The following is a 22,644-nucleotide window of genomic DNA, read 5'->3' as shown; positions in this document are numbered from 1 at the left end:
CTCATGGCACGCACTCCCACCCGATCGAACGACTGGGGTTTCCCGCGCTGGCGTGCCTATGGTGCGGAGCGGGAGGCGGTGAAGGTACGGCTGTGCGACCGGCACGGCTGCCAGGAGCCGGGGGATTGCCCCGCGCCCAAGTCGCCCAACAGTCCGGATCGCTGGTATTTCTGTCAGGCCCATGCCGCGGAATACAACCGCGGCTGGAATTATTTCGAGGGTCTGTCGGCGGAAGAGGCCGCGCAGCGCGAGGCGAACGAGCGCCGCGATGCGAGCGGCTTCACCCAGTCGCGGCATCAGCAATGGGCCGGGCACGGCGACGGATCGCGCTCGCGTGACGAAATGCGCGCGCTCGACGTGCTGGAGCTGGAGGTCGATGCGACTTTCGACGAGGTGAAGCTCGCGTGGCGGCGACTGGCGAAGTCGAACCATCCCGACGTCCGCCCCGGCGATGCCGAGGCGGCGGGGCGTTTCCAGGCGATCCAGGCGGCGTACGAGGTGCTGCGCACCGCGGAGGAGGCGCGCACCTGGCGGCCGTCGGGTGGGGACGCGTGAAGGACCACGTCGCGTCGCGCTGGCAGGGCGCGGTCCTGGTCTGCGGCAAATGCACGAAGAAGATCGGCGGCGGCTTCGGCGCGAAGGGGAGGACCTCGCTGGTCAAGGCGCTGCGATCCGAGCCCGGGTTCGGCAAGGGACGCAAGGCGGAGGTCGGCGTCGTCGAGACGCGGTGCCTGGGCGTGTGCCCGAAACGCGCAGTGGTGCTGGTCGATACGCGGCGACCGATGCGCTGGCGCGTGGTCGAGGAGGGCGCGGACGTGGCGCGGCTGGCGAAGGAACTGCACGACGTGAAGCCCGCGTCTCTCCCGGGTTGAGCGGGACCTTTGCAAAGGGCTACACCGTGCTCCTGCGTCGGCAGGAGCCCAGGGTTGCAGGTGCCATAGGGCGTTGATGTGCTGGACCCGGGGCTCCTGCCTGCGCAGGAGCACGGCGTGGGCTCGGTGCTGTTGCGCCCGTTTCGCAAATATCGGGGTTGAGCCGGGGTCCCGCTGTTCGTCTACGAGCGAAGAAAGCGGGTCCCCCGGATCGAGCCCGGGGTGACGCGGTGGTATCATCTGTTGCTTCCTGCCCATCCGACCCCCTACCACCCTGGTGCGCCTGGGTCGGGCGCGGGAGGGTTGTTCATGTGGCGGTTCGGGGTGGCTTTGAGTGCGTTGGCGATGGCGGGCGGCATGGCGATGACCGCTGAGGCGCAGACCGCCGCGCCCACGCTCACGCTGGAGCGCGTGTTCGCCAGCCCCGACCTGTCCGGATCGCAGCCGCAGGCGCTGGGGCTGTCGCCCGACGGCACCCTGCTCACCTCGGTCCGGCCGCGCGCCGACGATCGCTCGCGGTTCGACCTGTGGGCGGTCGATACCCGCACCGGCGCGGAGCGGATGCTGGTCGATTCGCTCAAGACGGGCAGCGGTGCCGAGCTGTCCGAGGCGGCGAAGATGCAGCGCGAGCGCGACCGCACGCAGACCGGCAAGACCGGCATCCTCGATTACGACTGGTCGCCCGACGGTCGCTCCCTGCTCGTGCCGGTCGACGGCGAGTTGTTCCTCGCCGATCTGGCCGGCGGCGTGCGCAAGCTGGAGGGGACGAAGGACGCGCTGAACCCGACGATCAGCCCGCGCGGAACGTTCATCGGCTTCGTCCGCGACCAGAACCTGTGGGTCCGCCCGCTGTCGGGGGAGGGCGCGGCACGCCAGCTGACGAAGGACGGGCGCGGCACCGTCCATTGGGGCGAGGCGGAGTTCATCGCGCAGGAGGAGATGCACCGGCGCACGGGCTATTGGTGGTCGCCCGACGACCGCTTCCTGGCGGTCGCGCGGTTCGACGAGGCGCCGGTCAAGGTCTTCACCCGCGCCGCGATCGGCGCGACCGGCACGCGCGTGTTCGAGCAGCGCTACCCGGCCGCGGGCACCGCCAACGTGCTGATCGAGTTGCATGTCCTGCGCGCCGATGGATCGGGCAGCGTGAAGGTCGACCTGGGCAGCGATCCCGACATCTATCTCGCACGGGTCGACTGGGCGCCCGACGGCAAGACGCTGCTGGTCCAGCGCGAGAACCGGGCGCAGACGAAGCTGGACGTGCTGCGCGTCGATCCGGCGACGGGCCGCTCGACGCTGCTCTTCACCGAGAGCGCCGCGCCGAAGAGCTGGATCAACCTGTCCGACGCCTATCGCATGATGCGCGACGGCAGCCTGCTGTGGCTGTCGGAGCGCGACGGCTTCGCGCATCTGTGGCGGCTTCGCGAGGGGCGCTGGACGCAGCTGACCAAGGGGCCGTGGGTCGTCTCGGGACTGGCGGGCGTGGACGAGAACCGCGGCCGCATCTATTTCACCGCGAACAAGGACGATGTCCTCGAACAGCAATTGTACGCGCTGGACCTCGCCGGCGGGGCGATCACGCGGCTGACCGAGGCGGGGTGGTTCAACAAGGTCGTGGGCAGCGGGGACGCGACGCGTTTCGTCGTCACCCGGTCCAACCCGGACCAGCCGCCGCAGACCTATCTCGCCGATGCGGACGGCAAGCGGCTGGCATGGGTCAACGAGAACCGCATCGACGCGGCGCATCCCTACGCCCCCTATCTCGCCGCGCATCGCCCGACCCAGTTCGGAACGATCAAGGCGGCGGATGGAAAGACCGATCTCTACTGGCAGATGGTCACCCCCAGGCTGGAACCCGGCAAGCGCTACCCGGTGTTCTTCCAGCATTATGGCGGGCCGGGGCCGCAGAGCGTCCAGCGCACGTGGAAGGACCCGCGGGTGCAGCAGATGGTCGCGAAGGGCTGGATCTATTTCGAGGTCGACAATCGCGGTGCCGCCAATCGCGGCGTCGCGTTCGAAAGCGCGATCTGGCATGCGTTGGGTAGCGTCGAGGTTGCCGATCAGGCGAAGGGCGCGGCATATCTGAAGACGCTGCCCTTCGTCGATCCGGCGCGGATCGCGACCTACGGCTGGTCCTATGGCGGCTATATGTCGCTCAAGATGATCGAGGCGGACCAGACGCTGTACGCCGCGTCGGTGTCGGGCGCGCCCGTCACCGACTGGCGGCTGTACGACACCCACTGGACCGAGCGGTACATGGGCGATCCGCGCACCGACAAGGCGGCGTACGACACCTCGCGCGCGGTCGTCGACCCGCTGAAGATCACGACGCCGCTGATGCTGATGCACGGCATGGCGGACGACAACGTCTTCCTCGACAATTCGACCGAGGTCGCGGCGCGGATGCAGGCGGCGAACGTGCCCTTCGAGATGATGTTCTACCCCGGCAAGGCGCATGGCGCGGTGCGCGACGTGCATGTGTGGACCACGATCGAGGCGTTCCTGGACCGCCACGTCGGCTCGGGACCGCGCTGAACACGGGTGGCTTTTCGGAAATGACGGCGCTACGGCGCGGCGCGACACGTTCGTGAGGCGCCGCGTCGGGCGCGTGGAAGGAAATATCATGGGGTATCGGGTGGTCGTCGCGGGTGCGACGGGCAATGTCGGGCGCGAGATGGTCAATATCCTGGCCGAGCGGCAGTTCCCCGCGGACGAGATCGCGGTGCTGGCCTCCTCGCGCTCGGTCGGCGACCAGATCGAATATGGCGACACCGGCCGCATGCTGACGGTCAAGAACATCGAGCATTTCGATCCCGCCGGCTGGGACATGGCGCTGTTCGCGATCGGCAGCGAGGCGACGAAGGTCTATGCGCCGAAGTTCGCCGCCGCTGGCTGCACGGTGATCGACAATTCGTCGCTGTACCGCATGGACCCCGACGTGCCGCTGATCGTGCCGGAGGTGAATGCCGATGCGATCGACGGCTATAAGGCGAAGAACATCATCGCCAACCCCAATTGCTCGACCGCGCAGATGGTCGTGGCGCTGAAGCCGCTGCACGATGCCGCGACCATCAGGCGCGTGGTGGTGGCGACCTATCAGTCGGTGTCCGGCGCGGGCAAGGTCGGCATGGACGAGCTGTTCGAGCAGAGCCGCAACATCTTCGTCGGCGATCCCGCCGAGCCGAAGAAGTTCACCAAGCAGATCGCGTTCAACGTGATCCCGCATATCGACAGCTTCCTGGAGGACGGCTCCACCAAGGAAGAGTGGAAGATGGTGGTCGAGACCAAGAAGATCCTCGATCCCAGGATCAAGGTGACCGCGACGTGCGTGCGCGTGCCGGTCTTCGTCGGCCATTCCGAGGCGCTGAACATCGAGTTCGAGCGCGAACTGGACGCCGAAACCGCGAAGAACATCCTGCGCGAGGCGCCGGGCGTCATGCTGATCGACAAGCATGAGGACGGCGGATACGTCACCCCGATCGAGAGCGCGGGCGACGACGCGACCTATATCAGCCGCGTGCGCGACGATTCCACGGTCGAAAACGGCCTGTCGCTGTGGTGCGTGAGCGACAACCTGCGCAAGGGTGCCGCGCTGAACGCGGTGCAGATCGCGGAATTGCTCGGCCGGCGGCACCTGAAGAAGGCGGATTGAGCAGTCCCTTCGTGCCCGGCGAAGGCCGGGGCCCAGCGACGCGCGGCTCGTGAGATACGGCAAGGCCTTCCGAACTGGACTCCGGCCGTCGCGGGACCGTTGCAAAACGGGTGCACCGGCACCGGGTCCACGCCGTGCTCCTGCCTACGCAGGAGCACGTTGCACCCTTTTGAAATGGTCTCGCCTGCTCTACTCGCTGTGCACCACCTCCAGCTTGCCCTTCGGCTTGCGGAGCAGGAACACCAGCGGGACGACCGCGATCGATATCCACGCCATCAGATAGAAATCGTCGACATAGGCGATCATCGCCGCCTCGCGGTTGACCATCGCGTCGGCGAAGGCGGCGGCGGTCTGGCCCAGCGCGGGGACGCGCGCAAGCAGGTCGGCGGCGGGCAGCGTCTGGTCGGTGACGTGTGCGCCGAGGTCCGCGTGGCTCGTCTGGATGTTGCGCGCCAGCATGACCGTCACCATCGAGATGCCGGCTGACTGGCCGATCGAGCGCATCAGGTTCAGGATGCTCGCGCCGTCGGTGCGATAGCGGTTGTCGAGCGTGGCGAAGGCGAGCGCGTTGAGCGGCATGAAGACGAACCCCATGCCGAGCCCCTGGATGAACCCCGCGGTCACGACCGGCCAATAGTCCATCTCCAGCGAATAGCCCGCCATCATCCTGAGCGAGCCCGCGAACAGGATCAGCCCGACGACGATGACGATGCGGGTGTCGACCTTCCCCATCAGCTGCCCCGCGATCCACATCGTCGCCAGCACGCCGACGCCGCGCGGTGCCATCATCATGCCGGTGTCGATCACCGGATAGCCGAACAGCTGCTGCAGCATCGGCGGCAGCAGCGCCATCGGCGCCATGGTCGAGATGCCGATGACGACCATGAACAGCATCCCCATGACGAGGTTGCGGTTGCGGAACAGCTCGCGGTCGAACAGCGGCTTGCGCGCCGTGGCGAGGTGGATCACCGCCATCCATAGCGCCGCGATGGCGATCAGCCCCTCCGCGACGATCTCCCAGCTGGAGAACCAGTCCTCGGTCTGGCCGCGATCGAGCATCAGCTGGAACGCCGCGACCGCCAGCCCGACATAGATGAAGCCCAGATAGTCGAACGTCCGCCTGGCCCGCGGGCGCGACGGCAGTTGCCACCACAGGATCGCGAGCGTCAGCAATCCGACCGGCACGTTGACGTAGAAGACCCAGCGCCAATTGTAGTTCTCGGTCAGGAAGCCGCCGATGACCGGCCCCATGATCGGGCCGACCATCACCCCCATGCCCCATACGCTCATCGCCTTTGCCGCGCGCTCTGGCGGGTTGATGTCGAGCATCGCGGTCTGCGACAGCGGGTTGATGAAGGCGGCGGCGACGCCCTGCACGATGCGGAACGCGACCATCAGTGGCAGGCTGTTGGCGACGCCGCACAGCATGGAGGCGATGACGAAGACTCCCACCGACACCAGGAACAGGTTCCGGCTGCCGATCCGGTCGGACAGCCAGCCGGTCGCGGGCAGCGCGATCGCGGTCGCGACGATATAGCTGGTCAGCACCCAGGTGACGGTATCGACCGTCGCGCCCAGCGACGTCTGCATATGCGGCAGCGCGACATTGGCGATCGTGGTGTCCAGGATCTGCATCACCATGGCGCCCATGACGCCGATGGTCAGGATGCCGCGATGCTCGACGGGGAGCATCGGCGTGCCCGCGGCGGGCGCGGCGCTGGCCATCAGCGGGCCTGCGTGTCGACCGAGACGTCGGCGGACAGGCCGGCGATCAGCGGGCGCGGCGAATCGCCCCGGATCGCGATCCGGACCGGCACCCGCTGGGTCACCTTCACCCAGTTGCCGGTCGCGTTCTGCGCCGGCAGGACCGAGAATTGCGACCCCGTGCCCGCGCCGATCGACTGGACGCGGCCGTGCAGCTCCAGCTCGGGATAGGCATCGAACCCGATCGTCGCGACCTGGCCGACGCGCATATGGTCGAGGTCGGTTTCCTTGAAATTCGCCTCGACATAGGTGCCGCCGGTCGTGACCAGCGTCAGCGCGGGGACGCCGCTGGGCGTGATATTGCCGACCTGAAGCCGCCCGGTCTGGCTGACGATGCCGTCATGCGGCGCGCGGACGATCGTGCGGGCGAGGTCGAGCTGCGCCTTCTCACGCCGTGCCAGCGCGACCTGGATCGCCGCGGGAGTGCTGGAGCCGGCCGCACCGCTCGACACCTGTTGCCGGGCGCGCGCGGCATCCGCCTGCGCCGCGGCGATGCGCGCGCGCGCGGCGGCGACCTGCTGCGTCGCGGCGTCGAGCGAGGCGCGGGTGGTGAAACCGCGCTTCATCAGCGCGGCCTGTCGTTCGTACGTCGCCTGCGCGAGCGTCAGGTCCGCCTGTGCTCCGGCGAGGGTTGCCGCGGCGCTGCCGCTGTCGGTCGCCTTCGTCGACACGTCGACACGTGATTCGGCGAGCGCGGCATCCGCCTGCGCCAGCGCGATGCGATAGGGCAGGGGGTCGATGCGGAAGAGGATCGTGCCGGCCTTGACCCGCTGGTTCTCGCGCACCTCGACCGCGACGATCCGCCCGGTCACGTCCGGGCTGATCGAGGTCATGTCCTGCTTCACATAGGCGTTGTCGGTCGAGACGTAGCGCCCCGAGGTCAACCAGAAATAGCCACCGACCAGCAGCAGGAGCAGCGGCACGCTGAGCATCAGCGCCAGCCGACCCCACCGCCGCCCGGGACGCGCAGCCGGGGCGGGGGCGGGGGCAGGGGCAGGGGCCGGCGCCTCCGCCGTGACCTGACGATGCGGATCGGCGTCAGCCATGGGCGATCTCCATCGCCGGGGATTGCAGATTGTTGCGGATCCGCTCCAGCATCTCGGTCAATCGATCCTGCTGATCGATGGCCAGCCCGTCCAGCGCCTGCGCCGACAGATCGTCGGCCAGCCCGCGCAGCTGGTCGAGCAGCGGACGCGACTTGTCGGTCAGATAGATGTGCCATGCGCGGCGATCGGCGGGCGCGCGGCGGCGCTCGACCAGCCCGGCTTCCTCCAGCCGGTCGATCATCCGGCACAGGGTGATCGGCTCGACCTCGAGCCGCTCCGCCAGCGCGCCTTGATGGAGCCCCTCGGCACGGCTGAGCGCGGTCAGCGCGCGCCATTGCGGGCGGGTCACGCCGATGGCGCGGGCGCGTTCGTCGAAGCGCCGGCGTAACAGGCGCGCGACGTCGCTCAGCAGGAAACCGATCGAGTCACTCATGCGGGCGCATATAATAAGCCTCCTTATATAAAGGAAGCCTTGTCTCGATACGCCGCGACGATAGACGGTCTGCGTGTCACCAACGGGAGTCCGCCATGCCTGCCACCGTCAGCGAAACGAGGTTCTTCGACAGTTTCGACGGGGTGCGTATGGCGTGGCGTGAGATCGGCGACGGGCGGCCGGTGGTGCTGATCCACGGCTATTTCTCCGACGCCGCAACCAACTGGATCCGCTACGGCCATGCCGAGGCGATCGCGCGCGAGGGCTTTCGCGTCATCATGCCCGACCTGCGCGGTCACGGCGACAGCGCCAGGCCGCACGAGGCGGACGCCTATCCACCCGACGCGCTGGCGCGCGACGGGCACGCGCTGATTGCCGAACTCGGCCTCTCCGACTATGACCTCGGTGGCTATTCGCTCGGCGCGCGCACCACCTCGCGGATGCTGGCGACGGGCGCGACGCCGCGACGGATCGTCTTTTCGGGCATGGGGCTGGAGGGACTGATCGATACCGGCCGCCGCGCGGGCCACTTCCGCAACATCCTGACGAAGCTGGGGCAGCACGAGCGCGGCTCGCCCGCATGGATGGCGGAGGCGTTCCTGAAGACGACCGGCGGCGATCCGGTCGCGCTGCTCGGGGTCATCGATACGTTCGTCGACACGCCCGAGGCGACCGTCGCCTCGTTCGTGCAGCCGGCGGTGGTCGTGAACGGCGTCGAGGACGACGACAACGGCTCGGCGGCCGCGCTGGCGCAGACCCTCCCTAATGCCACGCTCGTCGAGGTGCCGGGAAACCATATGAGCGCCGTCACCAGGCCGGAGCTGGGCCGGGCGATCGCCACCTTCCTGGCGGGGTAGCAGCCTGTTCCGGCGCGAACGGGATCTTCGCAAAACGGGAGCAATATCAACGGGTCCACGTGGCGCTCCTGTGCAGGCAGGAGCCCAGGGCGAGGTGGAACAACGCCCTTTTGGGACGTGCAACCCTGGGCTCCTGCCTGCGCAGGAGCACGGTGTGGCCTTTTGCAAATGCCCCTTCAAGGGCCGGGGTCCGAGCGACGTCAGGCGGGGATCGTATTTTCGTCCGCGATCTTCGCCTCGAACGACTTCGACGCGTCGGTTCCGTCCGGCTGGTGCGCGCCGCCGTTGAAGTTCGGCAAGGCGGGCTGGCGCGGCGTGGAGGCGCGCAGCGACAGCACCGCGGCGGTCGCCGCCGCGCCGATCGCAGCGACGCCGCCCGCGATCATCGCCGCGCCCCATTTGCCGCCGACCGGCGCCGCGGCTTTGTCGACCTTCTTCACCGCACTCCGCGCGGTGCGCGTGGTGGCGGTGCGTGCCTTGGCGGTGGTGCGCCTGGCCGCGTCGACACCGTCCTTCGCCGCCTTCACGGTGCGCTCGGCCGGGGTGCGCGGTGCCGCGGGCGTCCGCTTCGCGCGCGGCTTGGTCGACGCGGCGGCGGTCGTGCGCTTGGCCGGCGCCTTCGTGGTGGTCGCGGGCTTGCGGGCGGCGCGACGGCGCGGGGTGGCGGGCTTGGACGTTTCCGCGGGCGTGTCGCTGGTGTCGTCGGCCATGGTGCGTGTCCCTCTGCTGCTCCGGTATCGACACCCTAACGCACGGACCACGCAACGTTTCCGCCTGCCGTTACATCAGCGGAACGGTGGCTCGTTGAAGGCGCGCAGCTTGCGGCTGTGGAGCTTCGCGCCCTCGCGGCGCAGCTCCTCGCACGTCTCGATCCCGATCCGCATATGCTCGCTGATCGCCCGCTCGTAGAAGCGGTTGGCCTGGCCGGGCAGCTTCAGCTCGCCGTGCAGCGGCTTGTCCGACACGCACAGCAACGTGCCGTAGGGCACGCGGAAGCGATAGCCCTGCGCCGCGATCGTCGCCGATTCCATGTCGATCGCGACCGCGCGGCTGAGCGAGAAGCGCAGCGCGGAGCGCGAGTAGCGCAGCTCCCAGTTGCGATCGTCGGTGGTGACGATCGTGCCGGTGCGCAGGCGGCGCTTCAGTTCGTCGCCGGACTGGCCGCTGACGGTTTCGGCGGCGCGGGCGAGCGCCTGCTGCACCTCGGCGATGGCCGGCACCGGGATCTCGGGGGGCAGCATGTCGTCGAGCACGTGGTCGTCGCGCAGATAGGCGTGGGCCAGGACATAGTCGCCGATCCGCTGCGACGGACGCAGCCCGCCGCAATGCCCGATCATCAGCCACGCCTCCGGACGCATGACCGCCAGATGGTCGCAGATCGTCTTCGCGTTCGACGGGCCGACCCCGATATTGACCAGCGTGATCCCGGTGCCGTCCTCCGCCATCAGGTGATAGGCGGGCATCTGCAACCGTCGCCACGCGCTGTCGTCCAGGATCGCGGGGTCGTCGCCGGCGCGGAACATCACGCCGCCGGGGCCCGACAGCGCGGTGTAGCGGCTGTCGCCGCCGACCTGCTGCGCCGCCCAGCGGACGAATTCGTCGACATAGCGGTGGTAATTGGTGAACAGCACGTAGCGCTGGACATGCTCCGGCGGGGTGCCGGTGTAGTGACGCAGCCGCGCGAGGCTGAAATCGGTGCGCAGGCCGTCGAACAGCGCCAGCGGGCGGGTGCCGTCGATCGACGCCCACAGCCCGTCGGCGATCTCGTCCCCGATGAACGCCAGCTCGGTGGTGGGGAACCAGCGCGCCAGCTCGGCGACCGACACCGCGTCGAGGCTCAGCGCATGGCCCGGATCGATCACATAGGGATAGGGAATTTCCTGCCGCCCCGGCACCGCGGCGACGGTAACGTCGTAATCCTCCACCAGCAGGGTCAGCTGTTCGGTGAGATATTCCGCGAACAGCGCGGGCTTCGTCACGGAGATGCGATACTCGCCCGGCGCGGTCAGCCGGCCGAAGGACCGCAACGGCGTAGGGCGTCCATCGCCGCCGGCAAAGCGCAGGCGGATCTCGGGATAGGCGAACGAGCCGTCCTTGCGCGCCTCAGCGGGCGGCACCGTGCCGTCGGCGATATAGGCGGAGATGGCGGCTTTCAGGCGATCGACCGACGCGGTGTAGAGGCGGTCGAGTTCGGCGACGATATCACTGGCGATCATCGCAGGGGGTTACATGCGCGATGTGACGCTGGCAAGACGGGCAGGGAGGTTCAGGAGCGCGACGTCGCCCGCGCCACGCCGTCACCCCGGGCTTGACCCGGGGTCCAGGGCGGCGGGGCGGCAACGACGGTTGGCGCGCACGGCCCTGGATGCCGGGTCGAGCCCGGCATGACGAGGGGTGGGATCAGAGCTTGCCCAGCATGTGCTCGGCGGAGCTGACCTTGAACTCGCCGGGCGCCTCGACGTTGATCTGCGTCACGACGCCGTCGTCGACGACCATGGAATAGCGCTGGCTGCGCTTGCCCATGCCGAACTTCGTCCCGTCCATCGCGAGGCCCAGCGCCTCGGCGAAGTCGCCGTTGCCGTCCGCCAGCATCGTCACGCCGTCCGCGTTCGTTTGCTTCGACCAGGCGCCCAGCACGAACGGATCGTTGACCGAGGTGCAGGCGATCTCGTCGATCCCGTGCGCCTTCAGTTCCTCCGCCTTCTCCAGATAGCCGGGCAGGTGCTTCGCCGAGCAGGTCGGGGTGAAGGCGCCCGGCACCGCGAACAGCGCGACCTTGCGGCCCTTGAAATACTCCGCGGCGTCGACCGGCTCCATGCCGTCGGGGGTCAGCTTCGTGAGCTTGGCGGCAGGCACCGTGTCGCCGACGTTGATCGTCATGGGTCGTTTCTCCTGTGAAAGGTTCGCGCGGGTAGGTTGCAGCCCGCGAAGCCGATTTCAAGCTTTGGCAATCGCTGTTCTACCGCCTACATCCGCCGACGATGGACAGCGCGACCTTTCTGACCGGCCAGTTCCTGCTGGCGATGCCCGGCATCGGCGATCCGCGGTTCGATCATTCGGTCATCGCGATGTGCCACCATGACGACAGCGGCGCGCTGGGGATCGGCATCGGCGCGACCGTCAACGGACTGGGGCTGCACGACCTGCTGGAGCAGCTGGAGATCGCGCCCGGGGTCGCCCCCGACGCGCCGGTGCATTTCGGCGGGCCGGTCGAGACGCGCCGCGGCTTCGTGCTGCATACGGCGGACTGGGGCGGTCAGGACACGCTGGATGTCGCGGGGCGCTGGTCGCTGTCGGGTACGCTCGACGTGCTGCGCGCGATCGCGAACGGGACCGGGCCGTCGCAGTGGCTGGTGGCGCTGGGCTATGCCGGCTGGGGCCCGGGGCAACTGGACGGCGAGATGACGCGCCACGGCTGGCTCAACGTCGCCGACACGCCCGCGATGCTGTTCGACACCGCGGCCGAGGAGCGCTGGACGCGCGGCTTCGCCGCGGCCGGGGTCGATCCGCGGCTGCTGTCGAGCGAGGGCGGGCGGGCCTGACCGCGGATATAAAGATATCTTTATATTTGATCGGCAGGGGCGGAGCGGCTACAGCGCGCGGATGCCGATCGGTGCACACGCGCGCCTTGGTCGGCCTCACTTGACGGAGATTACGCCGTGGCAACCGCCCCCGTGCTCGAGAAGAACGATTACGTCATCAAGGACATCGGCCTGGCCGATTTCGGCCGCGCCGAGATCGCGATCGCCGAGACCGAGATGCCCGGCCTGATGGCGCTGCGCGAGGAATTCGGCGCGTCCCAGCCGCTGAAGGGCGCGCGGATCACCGGCTCGCTCCACATGACGATCCAGACCGCGGTGCTGATCGAGACGCTGGTCGCGCTGGGCGCCGACGTGCGCTGGGCGACCTGCAACATCTATTCGACGCAGGACCATGCCGCCGCCGCCATCGCCGCCGCCGGGATCCCGGTGTTCGCGGTGAAGGGCGAGACGCTGGCGGAATATTGGGATTACGTCGGCGACATCTTCAACTGGGGTGCTGACGGCGACGGCCAGACCGCCAACATCATCCTGGACGACGGCGGCGACGCCACCATGTTCGCGCTGTGGGGCGCGAAGCTGGAGGCGGGCGCGACCTTCGGCGAGCCGGAGAACGACGAGGAGGTCGAGTTCCAGCGCTCGGTCAAGGCGTTCGTCGCCAAGTATCCGGGATACCTGACGCAGACGGTCAAGAACCTGAAGGGCGTGTCGGAAGAGACGACCACCGGCGTCCACCGCCTGTACGAGATCGCGAAGAAGGGCGAGCTGCCGTTCCCGGCGATCAACGTCAACGACTCGGTCACGAAGTCGAAGTTCGACAACCTCTACGGCTGCAAGGAATCGCTGGTCGACGCGATCCGTCGCGCCACCGATGTCATGCTGGCCGGCAAGGTGGCGTGCGTCGCGGGCTTCGGCGACGTCGGCAAGGGCTCGGCCCAGTCGCTGCGTAACGGCGGCGCGCGCGTGCTGGTGACCGAGATCGACCCGATCTGCGCGCTCCAGGCGGCGATGGAGGGCTTCGAGGTCGTGACGATGGACGAGGCGGTGAAGCGCGCGGACATCTTCTGCACCGCGACCGGCAACGCCGATGTCATCACCGCCGATCACATGAAGGCGATGAAGCCGATGTCGATCGTGTGCAACATCGGCCACTTCGACAGCGAGATCCAGATCGCGGCGCTGAGCAACTACGACTGGACCGAGGTGAAGCCGGGCACCGACCTGGTGAAGTTCCCCGACGGCAAGCAGATCATCATCCTCGCCAAGGGGCGTCTGGTGAACCTGGGCTGCGCGACCGGGCACCCGTCGTTCGTGATGTCCGCGTCGTTCACCAACCAGACGCTGGCGCAGATCGAGCTGTGGACCAAGTCCGAGAACTACAAGAACGAGGTCTACGTCCTGCCCAAGCACCTCGACGAGAAGGTCGCGGCGCTGCACCTGGAGAAGCTGGGCGTCCAGCTGTCGAAGCTGACCCCGAAGCAGGCGGGCTATATCGGCGTGCCGGTCGAGGGGCCGTTCAAGCCGGATCACTATCGCTACTGATCGGTCGCGAGGTGACGTGAAGGGGCCGCGCTTTCCGGGAGGGGAGCGCGGCCCTTTTGCTTGGGGGGCAGGTCGCCCGATGCGCTCCGTCACCCCGGGCTTGTCCCGGGGTCCAGGGGAGCCCGGGGTTGCCGGTCCCTACAGGCGTCGTTCTGCTTGACCCTGTGCTCCTGCCTGCGCAGGAGCACGGCCGGTACGCGGCGCTGTGCATCCATTTTGCAGAGGTCCCGCGAAGGCCGGGGTCCAGTTGGCGTGGCTTTTCCATCTGTTACCACCGTCCCCAGCTGGGCCCCGGTCTTCGCCGGGGACAGAACGGGAGGTTCGCAAAGGCCCCGGCCCTCGCCGGGGAACGGGGACGCGGCCTTCTGGACGTCCCGATCCCGCCGCGGGTGACGATCAGCGTCCCCGTTCGGCCAGCACCTCGCGGTACACCTGCAACACCGCGTCGTTGGCGCTGTCCCAGCGGAAGCCCTGCGCGTGGGCGTGCGCGGCGGCGCCCATCGCGGTGCGAAGGTCGGCGTCGGTCACCAGCCGCTCGATCGCGTCCGCATAGCCCGCGATATCGCCCGGCGGCACCAAAAAGCCGGTGCGTCCATCGTCCAGCAGGTCGACCGCGCCCGTCGCGCGCGCCGCGACCACCGGCACGCCTGCGGCCATCGCCTCGGACGTCACCTGCCCCCAGGTCTCGGTGACGCTGGGGTTGAACAGCACGTCCATCGACGCGACCGCGCGACCCAGATCGTCGTTGCTCTGGAAGCCCGCGAACGCCGCCTGCGGTGCATGTTGCGCGAACCAGTCGCGTGCCGGCCCCTTGCCGATCACCAGCACGCGGTGTTTGACCCCGCGCGCGGTCAGCTGCGCGACGACGTCCGCGAACACGTCGAGCCCCTTCTCCAGGACCAGCCGCCCCAGGAAGCCGATCGCGACCTCATCGTCCGCGATCCCCAGCGAGCGCCGCCACTCCAGGCTGCGGCGGTCGGGGTGGAACCGGCGATGGTTCACCCCGCGACCCCATAGGGCAATCGGCGTCGTCACCCCGAAGTCGCGCACCACCTGCGCCATCGACGGGGTGGGCACCAGCACGCGATCGGCGCGATTGTAGAACCGCCGCAGGATCGCGACGATCAGCGGCTGGACGACCGCCAGCCCGTAATATTGGAAATAGGTTTCGAACCGGGTGTGGACGGTGGCGACGACCGGCACGTCATGACGGCGCGCCCAGGTGACCGCGGCATGGCCGAGGAATTCGGGTGCGGAGACGTGAACCAGATCGGGCGCGAATGCCTCCAGATCGCGGCGCGGCGCGCGCGGCAGGCCGCGCCCCAGCCGATACTCGCCGCGCCCACCCGGCATCGGCACCGCGGGCACGTCGACGACGGTCCCGCGCGCCTCGAACGCGGGCGTCTTCGTCGTCGGGGAATAGACGCGCACCTCGACGCCGTGGTCGAGCAGATGGCCGACCAGCAGGTTCTGCGCCTGGTTCGCACCGTCGCGGACGTAATTGTAATTGCCGCTGAAGAAGGCGACCCGCGGCTTTCTGTTATCGTTCATTCGCCCGCGCTACCCGCGATATGGGGCAGAATCGCGACGGCGCGCGTCACATCGCCTCGATCTCGTCCTTTCGTCGCACGCGGCGGATGCGCGGCTCGCGCTCCAGCATCGCTTCGCGCCGGATCGTCTGGCGCAGTTCGTCGCGCTTGTCGTGGATCGAGGCGATCACCGGCCCCATCGCGACGCCCAGGTCGACCAGCACCGCCTCGGAGAGCTGGAGCGAGCTTTCCAGCGTTTCCGGCACCGCATCGGTCACCCCCGCCTTGTAGAGTTCGGCGGCGTGGACGGTGTCGCGCGCGCGCGCGATGATCGGCAGATCGGGGAAGGTGGCGCGCAGCTTCTTCGCCAGCCGGACGGTCAGCACCGGCTCGTCCATCGTCAGGATCAGCGCGCGCGCGCTGGCCAGGTCGAGGCGATCGATCAGCTCCGCGCGCGACACGTCGCCGAAGACGATCGGATAGCCGGCCGCCCGCGCACGCGTCACCGCGTCGATATCGGCCTCCACCGCGACATAGGGCTGGTCGTGGCGCGCGAGCATGTCCGCGACCAGCCGCCCGACCCGCCCGAAGCCGAAGACGACGGCGCGGGTGCCGTCGGCATGGTCGAGCGCATCGGGGGGCCGCGTCGTCTGCCGCTCGATCTTGCGCGAGATCGCGCTGCCCAGCTTGGCGAGCAGCGGGGTGATGGTCAGCCCGATCGCGGTCACCGTCTGCCAGAAGGCGGCGGTCGACGGCAGGATCAGCTGCGCCTGTGCTGCGGTGGCGAGCACGATCAGCGTCGTCTCCGACGGGCTGCCCATCAGCAGCCCGGTTTCCGCCGCCACGCCGGGCCGCACCTGCGACACACGCAGCAGCAGATAGGTGACGACCGCCTTGAGCGCGACGATCCCGACGACCGCGGTCAGCAGCCCGGGCCAGTTGGCGAGGATCTGCTTCAGGTCCAGGCTCATCCCCACGGTGATGAGGAACACGCCGAGCGCCAGCCCCTTGAACGGGGCGGTCATCACCTCGACCTCGGTATGATACTCGGTCTCGGCGATCAGCAGCCCCGCGAGCAGCGCGCCGACGATCGGCGACAGGCCGGCCGCGGTGGTGGCGACGCTGGCGACGATCACCACCAGCAGCGAGGCGGCGAGGAACAGCTCCGGGCTCTTCGTCCGCGCGGCCTGTGCGAACAGCCGCGGCAGGACCAGCCGCCCGCCGATATACATAGCGACCACGGTCAGCCCGCCGCGCAGCGCGGTCCCCGCCAGCCCGACCCATCCGGCATCGCTCGCGGTCGGCGCCATCGCGCCCAAAGCGAAGATGATCGGGACGAGCGCCAGATCCTCGAACAGCAGCATCGCGAACGCGCCGCGCCCGACGGGCCCCGTCGTCCCCACCAGCGGCAGCACCAGCGCGGTCGACGAGAGCGCGAGCGCCAGGCCCAGCCCCGCGGAGCCGCCCCAATCCTGCCCGATCCAGTGGAGCCCGATCGCGATCAGCAGGGCCGAGCCGAGCAGTTCGGCGGCCCCGGTACCGAAGACCAGCTTGCGCAGCGTCCACAATCGCCGGAACGACAGCTCCAGCCCGATCGAGAAGAGGAGCAGGACGATGCCGAACTCGGCGAACGGCGCGATCGATTCCGGGTCCGAGATGGTGAGATAATAGAGCCACGACGCGTCGGGTACGAGCGACCCCAGTCCCGCCGGGCCGACCAGCGCCCCCACCAGGATGAAGCCGATGACCGGGCTGATCCGGAAGCGGGCGAAGGCGGGGATCACCAGCCCCGCCGCGCCCAGGATCACGAGCGCGTCCGAGAAACCTTCATTGTCCAGTCCGATCGCCATGCGACCGGACTGTAGAGACGGATGCGCCCGAGTCGACCCTTGGTGGCCTCTGCGTCACCCCGGACTGTGCAAGGACAGCTACTTCATACCGCCGCCAGCCACCCCGACAGCGCCTCGCGGGCGCGATCGGTGTACATCTTCTTGCGATCGGCCTTCTTCGTGCGCCCCGGGATCGGCGGGAACAGGCCGAAATTGACGTTCATCGGCTGATACGTCTCCGCCTCCGCCGCGCCGGTGATATGCGTCAGCAGCGCGCCCAGCGCGGTTTCGACCGGCGGCGGCGGCAAGGGGCGCCCCTGCAACTCCGCCGCGGCGAAACGTCCCGCGATCAATCCGATCGCGGCGCTTTCGATATAGCCCTCGCACCCGGTGATCTGCCCGGCGAAACGGACGTTCGGGCGCGATTTCAGCCGCAATGTCGGGTCCAGAAGCTCGGGCGAGCGCAGGAAGGTGTTGCGATGCAGCCCCCCCAGCCGCGCGAATTCCGCCTTCTCCAGCCCCGGAATGGTGCGGAACAGCCGCACCTGTTCGGCATGTTTCAGCTTCGTCTGGAAGCCGACGATGTTCCACAGCGTGCCCTGTGCATTGTCCTGCCGCAGCTGGACCGCGGCATAGGGCCACCGCCCCGTGCTCGGCTGGTCGAGTCCGACGCCCTTCATCGGCCCGAAGCGCAGCGTCTCGACCCCGCGTTCCGCCATCACCTCGATCGGCATGCAGCCCTCGAAATAGGGGACGTTCTCCCACTCGCGATATTCGGTCTTCTCGCCCGCGATCAGCGCCGCGACGAAGGCGTGATATTGCTCCTTGTCGAGCGGGCAGTTGATATAGTCGGTGCCGTCACCCTTGTTCCAGCGGCTCTGGAACCAGGCCTTGTCCATGTCGATCGAATCGCGGTGGACGATCGGCGCGATCGCATCGAAGAAGGCGAGCGCGTCCTTGCCCGTCTCTCCCGCGATGCTCTGCGAGAGCGTCGGCGCGGTCAGCGGGCCGGTGGCGACGATCGCGGGGCCGTCGGGCAGCGCATCGACGCGCTCGCGCACGACCGTGATGTTCGGATGCCCCTCTACCGCGGCGGTGACGCCCGCGGAAAAGCCGTCGCGGTCGACCGCCAGCGCGCTGCCCGCGGGCACGCGGTGCGTATCCCCCTGGCGCAGGATCAGCGAGCCGAGCGCGCGCATCTCCTGATGCAGCAGCCCGACCGCGTTGCTGTCCGCATCGTCGGAGCGGAAGCTGTTGGAGCAGACCAGCTCGGCCAGGTCGCTGCTGTGGTGCGCGGGCGTCGTGTCGCCGCTGCCGCGCATTTCCGACAGGCGGACCTTGAGCCCCGCCTCGGCCAGCTGCCACGCGGCCTCCGACCCGGCGAGCCCGCCGCCGATCACGTGAATGTCATGGTGCATGGGCGCGCGCATAGCGGGTAGCGGTTGTCTTGTCAGGGGTGGCGCATCACCTTGGGCGCATGACGATCTACACCATCGGCTATGAAGCGACCACCATGGCGGAGTTCCTCGCCGCGCTGACGACGGCGGGGGTGCGGCGCGTGATCGACGTGCGCGCGCTGCCGCTGTCGCGACGGCCGGGGTTCTCGAAGTCGATGCTGGCGGCGTCGCTGCTGGAGGCGGGGATCGATTACGTCCACCTCAAGGCGCTGGGCACCCCCAAGCGCGGGCGCGATGCCGCGAAGAAGGGCGATGTCGCGACGCTGACCGCCGTCTATGACGAACAGCTGGAGCTTCCGGAAGCGCAGGTGCAGGCGGCGCAGATGCTGGCACTGGCGGACGAGATGCCGAGCGCGCTGCTGTGCTACGAGCGTGACCCGTGCCACTGCCACCGCACGCTGCTGTTGCAGGCGGTGGGGGAGGGGCGCGAGGTGGTGGATCTGTACGCGTGACGAGCCCCTTCGTGCTCCCGCGAACGCAGGAGCCCGGAGCGGCGCCGAGTAACGTCCGTCGGGTGAAACAACTCTGGGCTCCTGCCTTCGCAGGAGCACGGTGAGCTATCCTGCGACCGGCAGCTTCACCTGTCCGTCCGTACCGCGCATCAGCGGCGCATAGGCGATGACCGTCTCCAGCGACATCGTGCCGTAGAGGTGCGGGAACAGCTGACTGCCGCGCGACTCCTCCCATTTCACCGCATCGCCCTGCGCGGCGAGGTCGACCGCCACCACGTGCAGGTCGTCCTGCCCGGCGAAATGTCTGTCGACCGTCTCCGTCAGCTGCGCCGCGGTGGAGAGGTGGATATAGCCGTCCGCCACATCCACCGGCGCGCCGGCGAACGCGCCGTCGCGCTCCAGCGCGGCCATCTGCTCCGCAGTCAGCACCTTGTAGGCGGTGAGCGGCCGGTCGCTCATTCGCCGTCCTCCGGACCGGCGGCGGTGTCGTCGCCGATCGTGCCGTCGTCGGTGGGCTCGGCCGGGGCGTCGCGCGCCAGCTCCTGTGCGACCATCGCCTCGGCCGCATCCTCGGGCTCCGGCTCCTCGTCGATGCGCGCGGCGGAGACGACATGCTCGTCGTTCGCCACGTTGAACAGGCGCACGCCCGCCGACCCGCGCCCGATGACGCGCAGCGATGCCAGCGGCATCCGGATCATCTTCGCCTGATCCGTCACCAGCATCAGCTGCTCCGCCTTGCTGGCGGGGAAGCTGGCGACGACCAGGCCGTTGCGCGCGATATTGTCGATGTTGGTGATGCCCTGTCCACCGCGCCCGGTGCGGCGATATTCATAGGCCGACGACAGCTTGCCATAGCCGTTGGCGCAGACGGTGAGGATGAACTGCTCCGACGCGCGCAGCCGCTCGAAGTCGAGCTGATCCATCGTCAGCTCGCCCTCGCGCTCCTTCCAGGGTGCGTTGCGCAGATACGCCTCGCGCAGCTCGCCGTCGGCATCGACGCGGTGCAGCACGGAGAGCGAGATGACCTCGTCCCCGCCCTTCAGCGTGATGCCGCGCACGCCGGTGGAATTGCGGCTCTGGAACTCGCGCACCTCGTCCCCGGCGAAGCGGATCGCCTTGCCCTGGCGCGTGGCGAGCAGGACGTCGTCGCCCTCGTCGAGCAGCGCGACGCCGATCAGCCGATCGTCGGCATCCTCGCCCTCGAACTTCATCGCGATCTTGCCGTTCGACGGCACGTTGGTGAAGGCATCCATCGAGTTGCGCCGCACCGATCCCTTCGCGGTCGCGAACATCACGTGCAGCTTGCCCCATTCCGCCTCGTCCTCGGGCAGCGGCAGGACGGTGGAGATCGTCTCGCCCTGTTCCAGCGGCAGCAGGTTTATCATCGGACGGCCGCGCGTGGCGGGACCGCCCTCGGGCAGCTTCCACACCTTCATGCGGTAGACGCGGCCCAGCGTCGAGAAGAACAGCACCGGCGTGTGCGTCGAGGTGACGAACAGCTTGGTGATGACGTCCTCGTCCTTGGTCGCCATGCCCGCGCGGCCCTTGCCGCCGCGCGCCTGAGCGCGGAAGGCATCGAGCGGGGTGCGCTTGATATAGCCCTCCATGGTCACGGTCACGACCATGTCCTCGCGCTCGATCAGGTCCTCGTCCTCGATCCCGTCGGCCGCCGCGGCGATCTCGGTGCGGCGCGGGGTCGCGAACTGCTCGCGCACGTCGCGGAATTCCTCCCGCATGACGGCATAGAGCTTCACGCGGTCGGACAGGATCGCGAGCAGCTCGGCGATCGACTCGGCCAGCCCCCTCAGCTCGTCGCCGATCTCGTCGCGGCCGAGCGCGGTCAGGCGGTGGAGCCGCAGGTCGAGGATCGCGCGGACCTGCACCTCCGACAGGCGATAGGTGTCGCCCGCGACGTCGGTCTCCAGCGCCTCGACCAGCCGCAGATAGGGCGCGATCTCCGCGATCGGCCAGTCGCGCGACAGCAGCTTCGCGCGCGCCTCCGCCGGGCTCGACGAGCCGCGGATGATGCGGACGACCTCGTCCAGATTGGTGACCGCGATGACGAGGCCGAGCAGGATATGGGCGCGCTCGCGGGCCTTGTTCAGCTCGAACTTGGCGCGCCGCGTGATGACCTGCTCGCGGAACTGGACGAACGCGCCGATGATGTCGCGCAGGTTCAGCAGCTCCGGGCGCCCGCCGCGGATCGCCAGCATGTTGGCGGGGAACGAGCCCTGCGCGGGCGTATGCCGCCACAGCTGGTTCAGCACCACCTCCGGCGTCGCATCGCGCTTCAGGTCGATGACGATGCGCACGCCCTCGCGGTTCGATTCGTCGCGGATGTCGCTGACGCCCTCGACGCGCTTGTCCTTGGCGGCCTCGGCGATCTTCTCGACCAGCGCGTTCTTGCCCTGCTGGAACGGGATTTCGGTCAGGACGATCGACTGGCGACCGTCGCTGCGCGCGGCCTTGGTCGCCTCGATCGTGTGGCGCGAACGGACGATGATCGATCCGCGCCCGGTTTCATAGGCGGAGCGCGCGCCCGCGCGGCCCAGGATGATCGCGCCGGTCGGGAAGTCCGGACCGGGGACGATCTGCATCAGCTCCTCGGTCGTGATCGCGCCGTTGTCGAGGTACGCCAGGCACGCGTCGACCACCTCGCCCAGATTGTGCGGCGGGATGTTGGTCGCCATGCCGACCGCGATGCCGCCCGCGCCGTTGACGAGCAGGTTGGGGAAGCGCGCGGGCAGCACCTGCGGCTCGCGCTCCGACCCGTCGTAATTGGGCTGGAAGTCGACCGTGTCCTTGTCGAGATCGTCGAGCAGATAGTTGGACGATTTCGCCAGCCGCGCCTCGGTATAGCGCATCGCGGCGGGCGGGTCGGGGTCCATCGAGCCGAAGTTGCCCTGGCCGTCGATCAGCGGCACGCGCATCGCCCAGTCCTGGGTCATGCGCGCCAGCGCCTCGTAGATCGAGCTGTCGCCGTGCGGGTGGTATTTACCGATGACGTCGCCGACGATGCGCGCCGATTTGCGATAGGGCCGGTTGTAGAGGAACCCGCTCTCGCTCGCCGAATACAGGATGCGGCGGTGGACGGGCTTCAGCCCGTCGCGCACGTCGGGCAGGGCGCGCGCCACGATCACGCTCATCGCGTAATCGAGGTAGCTGGTCTTCATCTCCTCGACGATGGAGATGGGGGCGATATCGGAAGGGTCCGCCAGGACCGTGTCGTCGCTCAACGCTGGGCTTTCGTGAATGTGGGGTTACACACATGCACTAGCCCAGCGTCACGCATATTGCCAACCCAGCAGGCCGGCGATCGGGTCACTTCTTGCAGGCCGCCTTGGTGGCGTTGCCCGCCTTGCTGCAATCGTAGGTGACGGTCTTGCCGGTGCTGGTCTTCGCGGTGACCATGCGGCCGGTCGCGGCGGTGCGGGTGGTGGTGGCGGTCTTGCGCGTGGCGACCGCGGCGGTGGTCTTGCCGGTCGGCGTCGTCTTCCTCGTCACGGTCTGGTGCTGGACGACATGGGTGTTGGTCCTGGCGGGCGCGGTCTGGGCGACGGCGACGCCGCCGGAGACTAGCGCGGCGGAGGCGAGGATCGCGAAGGGCAGGGTACGGGTCATGGCATTCGCTCCTGTCGGTGCGGCATCCTTCGTCGATGCCGTCGAGCCTCCTGT

The 22,644-nt window shown here is 68.7% G+C and carries 20 protein-coding genes; 8 read left to right on the top strand and 12 right to left on the bottom strand.

Features of this window, described 5'->3' with window-relative positions:
- The first annotated feature begins 3 nt into the window (after window positions 1–3).
- The 4 genes from PGN23_RS12280 to PGN23_RS12265 all read left to right on the top strand — a co-directional run bounded on the left by PGN23_RS12280 (window position 4) and on the right by PGN23_RS12265 (window position 4,521).
- Window positions 4–555, top strand: coding sequence for a J domain-containing protein (locus tag PGN23_RS12280; RefSeq protein ID WP_335303190.1), 552 nt, complete (start codon window positions 4–6; stop codon window positions 553–555).
- Complete coding sequence (locus PGN23_RS12275; protein ID WP_335303189.1) at window positions 552–872, top strand: (2Fe-2S) ferredoxin domain-containing protein; 321 nt, start codon at window positions 552–554, stop codon at window positions 870–872. Before PGN23_RS12280 ends, PGN23_RS12275 begins: the two co-directional genes overlap by 4 nt.
- A 357-nt stretch (window positions 873–1,229) precedes the next feature.
- Complete coding sequence (locus tag PGN23_RS12270; RefSeq protein ID WP_335303188.1) at window positions 1,230–3,404, top strand: S9 family peptidase; 2,175 nt, start codon at window positions 1,230–1,232, stop codon at window positions 3,402–3,404.
- A gap of 88 nt (window positions 3,405–3,492) precedes the next feature.
- Window positions 3,493–4,521, top strand: coding sequence for an aspartate-semialdehyde dehydrogenase (locus PGN23_RS12265; protein WP_335303187.1), 1,029 nt, complete (start codon window positions 3,493–3,495; stop codon window positions 4,519–4,521).
- A gap of 189 nt (window positions 4,522–4,710) precedes the next feature.
- Here the strand turns inward: PGN23_RS12265 and PGN23_RS12260 are convergent, their stop codons facing one another.
- The 3 genes from PGN23_RS12260 to PGN23_RS12250 are packed head-to-tail and all read right to left on the bottom strand — an operon-like array spanning window position 4,711 to window position 7,764.
- Window positions 4,711–6,246, bottom strand: a complete 1,536-nt coding sequence (locus PGN23_RS12260) for a DHA2 family efflux MFS transporter permease subunit (protein WP_335303186.1) — start codon at window positions 6,244–6,246, stop codon at window positions 4,711–4,713.
- The gene (locus PGN23_RS12255) at window positions 6,246–7,331 is read right to left on the bottom strand and encodes an HlyD family secretion protein (RefSeq protein WP_335303185.1); all 1,086 of its coding nucleotides are present in this window, start codon (window positions 7,329–7,331) and stop codon (window positions 6,246–6,248) included. Before PGN23_RS12255 ends, PGN23_RS12260 begins: the two co-directional genes overlap by 1 nt.
- Window positions 7,324–7,764, bottom strand: a complete 441-nt coding sequence (locus PGN23_RS12250; RefSeq protein ID WP_335303183.1) for a MarR family winged helix-turn-helix transcriptional regulator — start codon at window positions 7,762–7,764, stop codon at window positions 7,324–7,326. Before PGN23_RS12250 ends, PGN23_RS12255 begins: the two co-directional genes overlap by 8 nt.
- Before the next feature lie 95 nt (window positions 7,765–7,859).
- Between PGN23_RS12250 and PGN23_RS12245 the strand changes: the two genes are divergently transcribed.
- Complete coding sequence (locus tag PGN23_RS12245) at window positions 7,860–8,621, top strand: alpha/beta fold hydrolase (protein ID WP_335303182.1); 762 nt, start codon at window positions 7,860–7,862, stop codon at window positions 8,619–8,621.
- 200 nt (window positions 8,622–8,821) lie between these two features.
- Here PGN23_RS12245 and PGN23_RS12240 read toward each other — a convergent pair whose 3' ends face one another.
- From PGN23_RS12240 to PGN23_RS12230, 3 genes are all read right to left on the bottom strand, one after another.
- The gene (locus tag PGN23_RS12240) at window positions 8,822–9,331 is read right to left on the bottom strand and encodes a hypothetical protein (RefSeq protein WP_335303181.1); all 510 of its coding nucleotides are present in this window, start codon (window positions 9,329–9,331) and stop codon (window positions 8,822–8,824) included.
- 75 nt (window positions 9,332–9,406) lie between these two features.
- The gene (locus tag PGN23_RS12235; protein WP_335303180.1) at window positions 9,407–10,837 is read right to left on the bottom strand and encodes an AMP nucleosidase; all 1,431 of its coding nucleotides are present in this window, start codon (window positions 10,835–10,837) and stop codon (window positions 9,407–9,409) included.
- Between the two features lie 184 nt (window positions 10,838–11,021).
- Window positions 11,022–11,501, bottom strand: a complete 480-nt coding sequence (locus tag PGN23_RS12230; protein WP_335303179.1) for a peroxiredoxin — start codon at window positions 11,499–11,501, stop codon at window positions 11,022–11,024.
- A 101-nt stretch (window positions 11,502–11,602) separates the two neighbouring features.
- Here PGN23_RS12230 and PGN23_RS12225 point away from each other — a divergent pair, with 101 nt between their 5' ends.
- Both PGN23_RS12225 and ahcY read left to right on the top strand, forming a co-directional pair.
- On the top strand, window positions 11,603–12,163 hold the full coding sequence (locus tag PGN23_RS12225) for a YqgE/AlgH family protein (protein ID WP_335303178.1): 561 nt from the start codon (window positions 11,603–11,605) through the stop codon (window positions 12,161–12,163).
- 117 nt (window positions 12,164–12,280) lie between these two features.
- Complete coding sequence (gene ahcY, locus PGN23_RS12220; protein ID WP_443019777.1) at window positions 12,281–13,702, top strand: adenosylhomocysteinase; 1,422 nt, start codon at window positions 12,281–12,283, stop codon at window positions 13,700–13,702.
- Window positions 13,703–14,098: 396 nt separating this feature from the next.
- On the opposite strand, the gene PGN23_RS12215 is transcribed toward ahcY, so the two are convergent.
- The 3 genes from PGN23_RS12215 to trmFO all read right to left on the bottom strand — a co-directional run bounded on the left by PGN23_RS12215 (window position 14,099) and on the right by trmFO (window position 18,478).
- Complete coding sequence (locus tag PGN23_RS12215) at window positions 14,099–15,253, bottom strand: glycosyltransferase family 4 protein (protein WP_335303177.1); 1,155 nt, start codon at window positions 15,251–15,253, stop codon at window positions 14,099–14,101.
- Between the two features lie 46 nt (window positions 15,254–15,299).
- Window positions 15,300–17,081 carry a cation:proton antiporter domain-containing protein gene (locus tag PGN23_RS12210; protein WP_335303175.1) on the bottom strand — a complete coding sequence of 594 codons (1,782 nt, stop codon included), beginning with the start codon at window positions 17,079–17,081 and terminating at the stop codon, window positions 15,300–15,302.
- An 83-nt stretch (window positions 17,082–17,164) separates the two neighbouring features.
- On the bottom strand, window positions 17,165–18,478 hold the full coding sequence (gene trmFO / locus PGN23_RS12205) for a methylenetetrahydrofolate--tRNA-(uracil(54)-C(5))-methyltransferase (FADH(2)-oxidizing) TrmFO (protein WP_335303174.1): 1,314 nt from the start codon (window positions 18,476–18,478) through the stop codon (window positions 17,165–17,167).
- 59 nt (window positions 18,479–18,537) lie between these two features.
- On the opposite strand from trmFO, the gene PGN23_RS12200 reads away from it, so the two are divergent.
- Window positions 18,538–18,969 (top strand): DUF488 domain-containing protein, encoded by a 432-nt coding sequence (locus PGN23_RS12200; protein ID WP_335303173.1) that lies wholly within the window; start codon window positions 18,538–18,540, stop codon window positions 18,967–18,969.
- Window positions 18,970–19,074: 105 nt separating this feature from the next.
- Here the strand turns inward: PGN23_RS12200 and PGN23_RS12195 are convergent, their stop codons facing one another.
- The 3 genes from PGN23_RS12195 to PGN23_RS12185 form a co-directional block, all read right to left on the bottom strand.
- Window positions 19,075–19,428 (bottom strand): DUF952 domain-containing protein, encoded by a 354-nt coding sequence (locus tag PGN23_RS12195; protein ID WP_335303172.1) that lies wholly within the window; start codon window positions 19,426–19,428, stop codon window positions 19,075–19,077.
- Complete coding sequence (gyrA, locus tag PGN23_RS12190) at window positions 19,425–22,205, bottom strand: DNA gyrase subunit A (RefSeq protein ID WP_335303171.1); 2,781 nt, start codon at window positions 22,203–22,205, stop codon at window positions 19,425–19,427. Before gyrA ends, PGN23_RS12195 begins: the two co-directional genes overlap by 4 nt.
- An 85-nt stretch (window positions 22,206–22,290) precedes the next feature.
- Complete coding sequence (locus PGN23_RS12185) at window positions 22,291–22,590, bottom strand: hypothetical protein (RefSeq protein ID WP_335303170.1); 300 nt, start codon at window positions 22,588–22,590, stop codon at window positions 22,291–22,293.
- Window positions 22,591–22,644: the final 54 nt, after the last annotated feature.

Source organism: Sphingomonas adhaesiva (assembly GCF_036946125.1).
GTDB classification, from domain to species: domain Bacteria; phylum Pseudomonadota; class Alphaproteobacteria; order Sphingomonadales; family Sphingomonadaceae; genus Sphingomonas; species Sphingomonas adhaesiva_A.
This window is presented reverse-complemented; position numbering and strand designations above follow the sequence as displayed.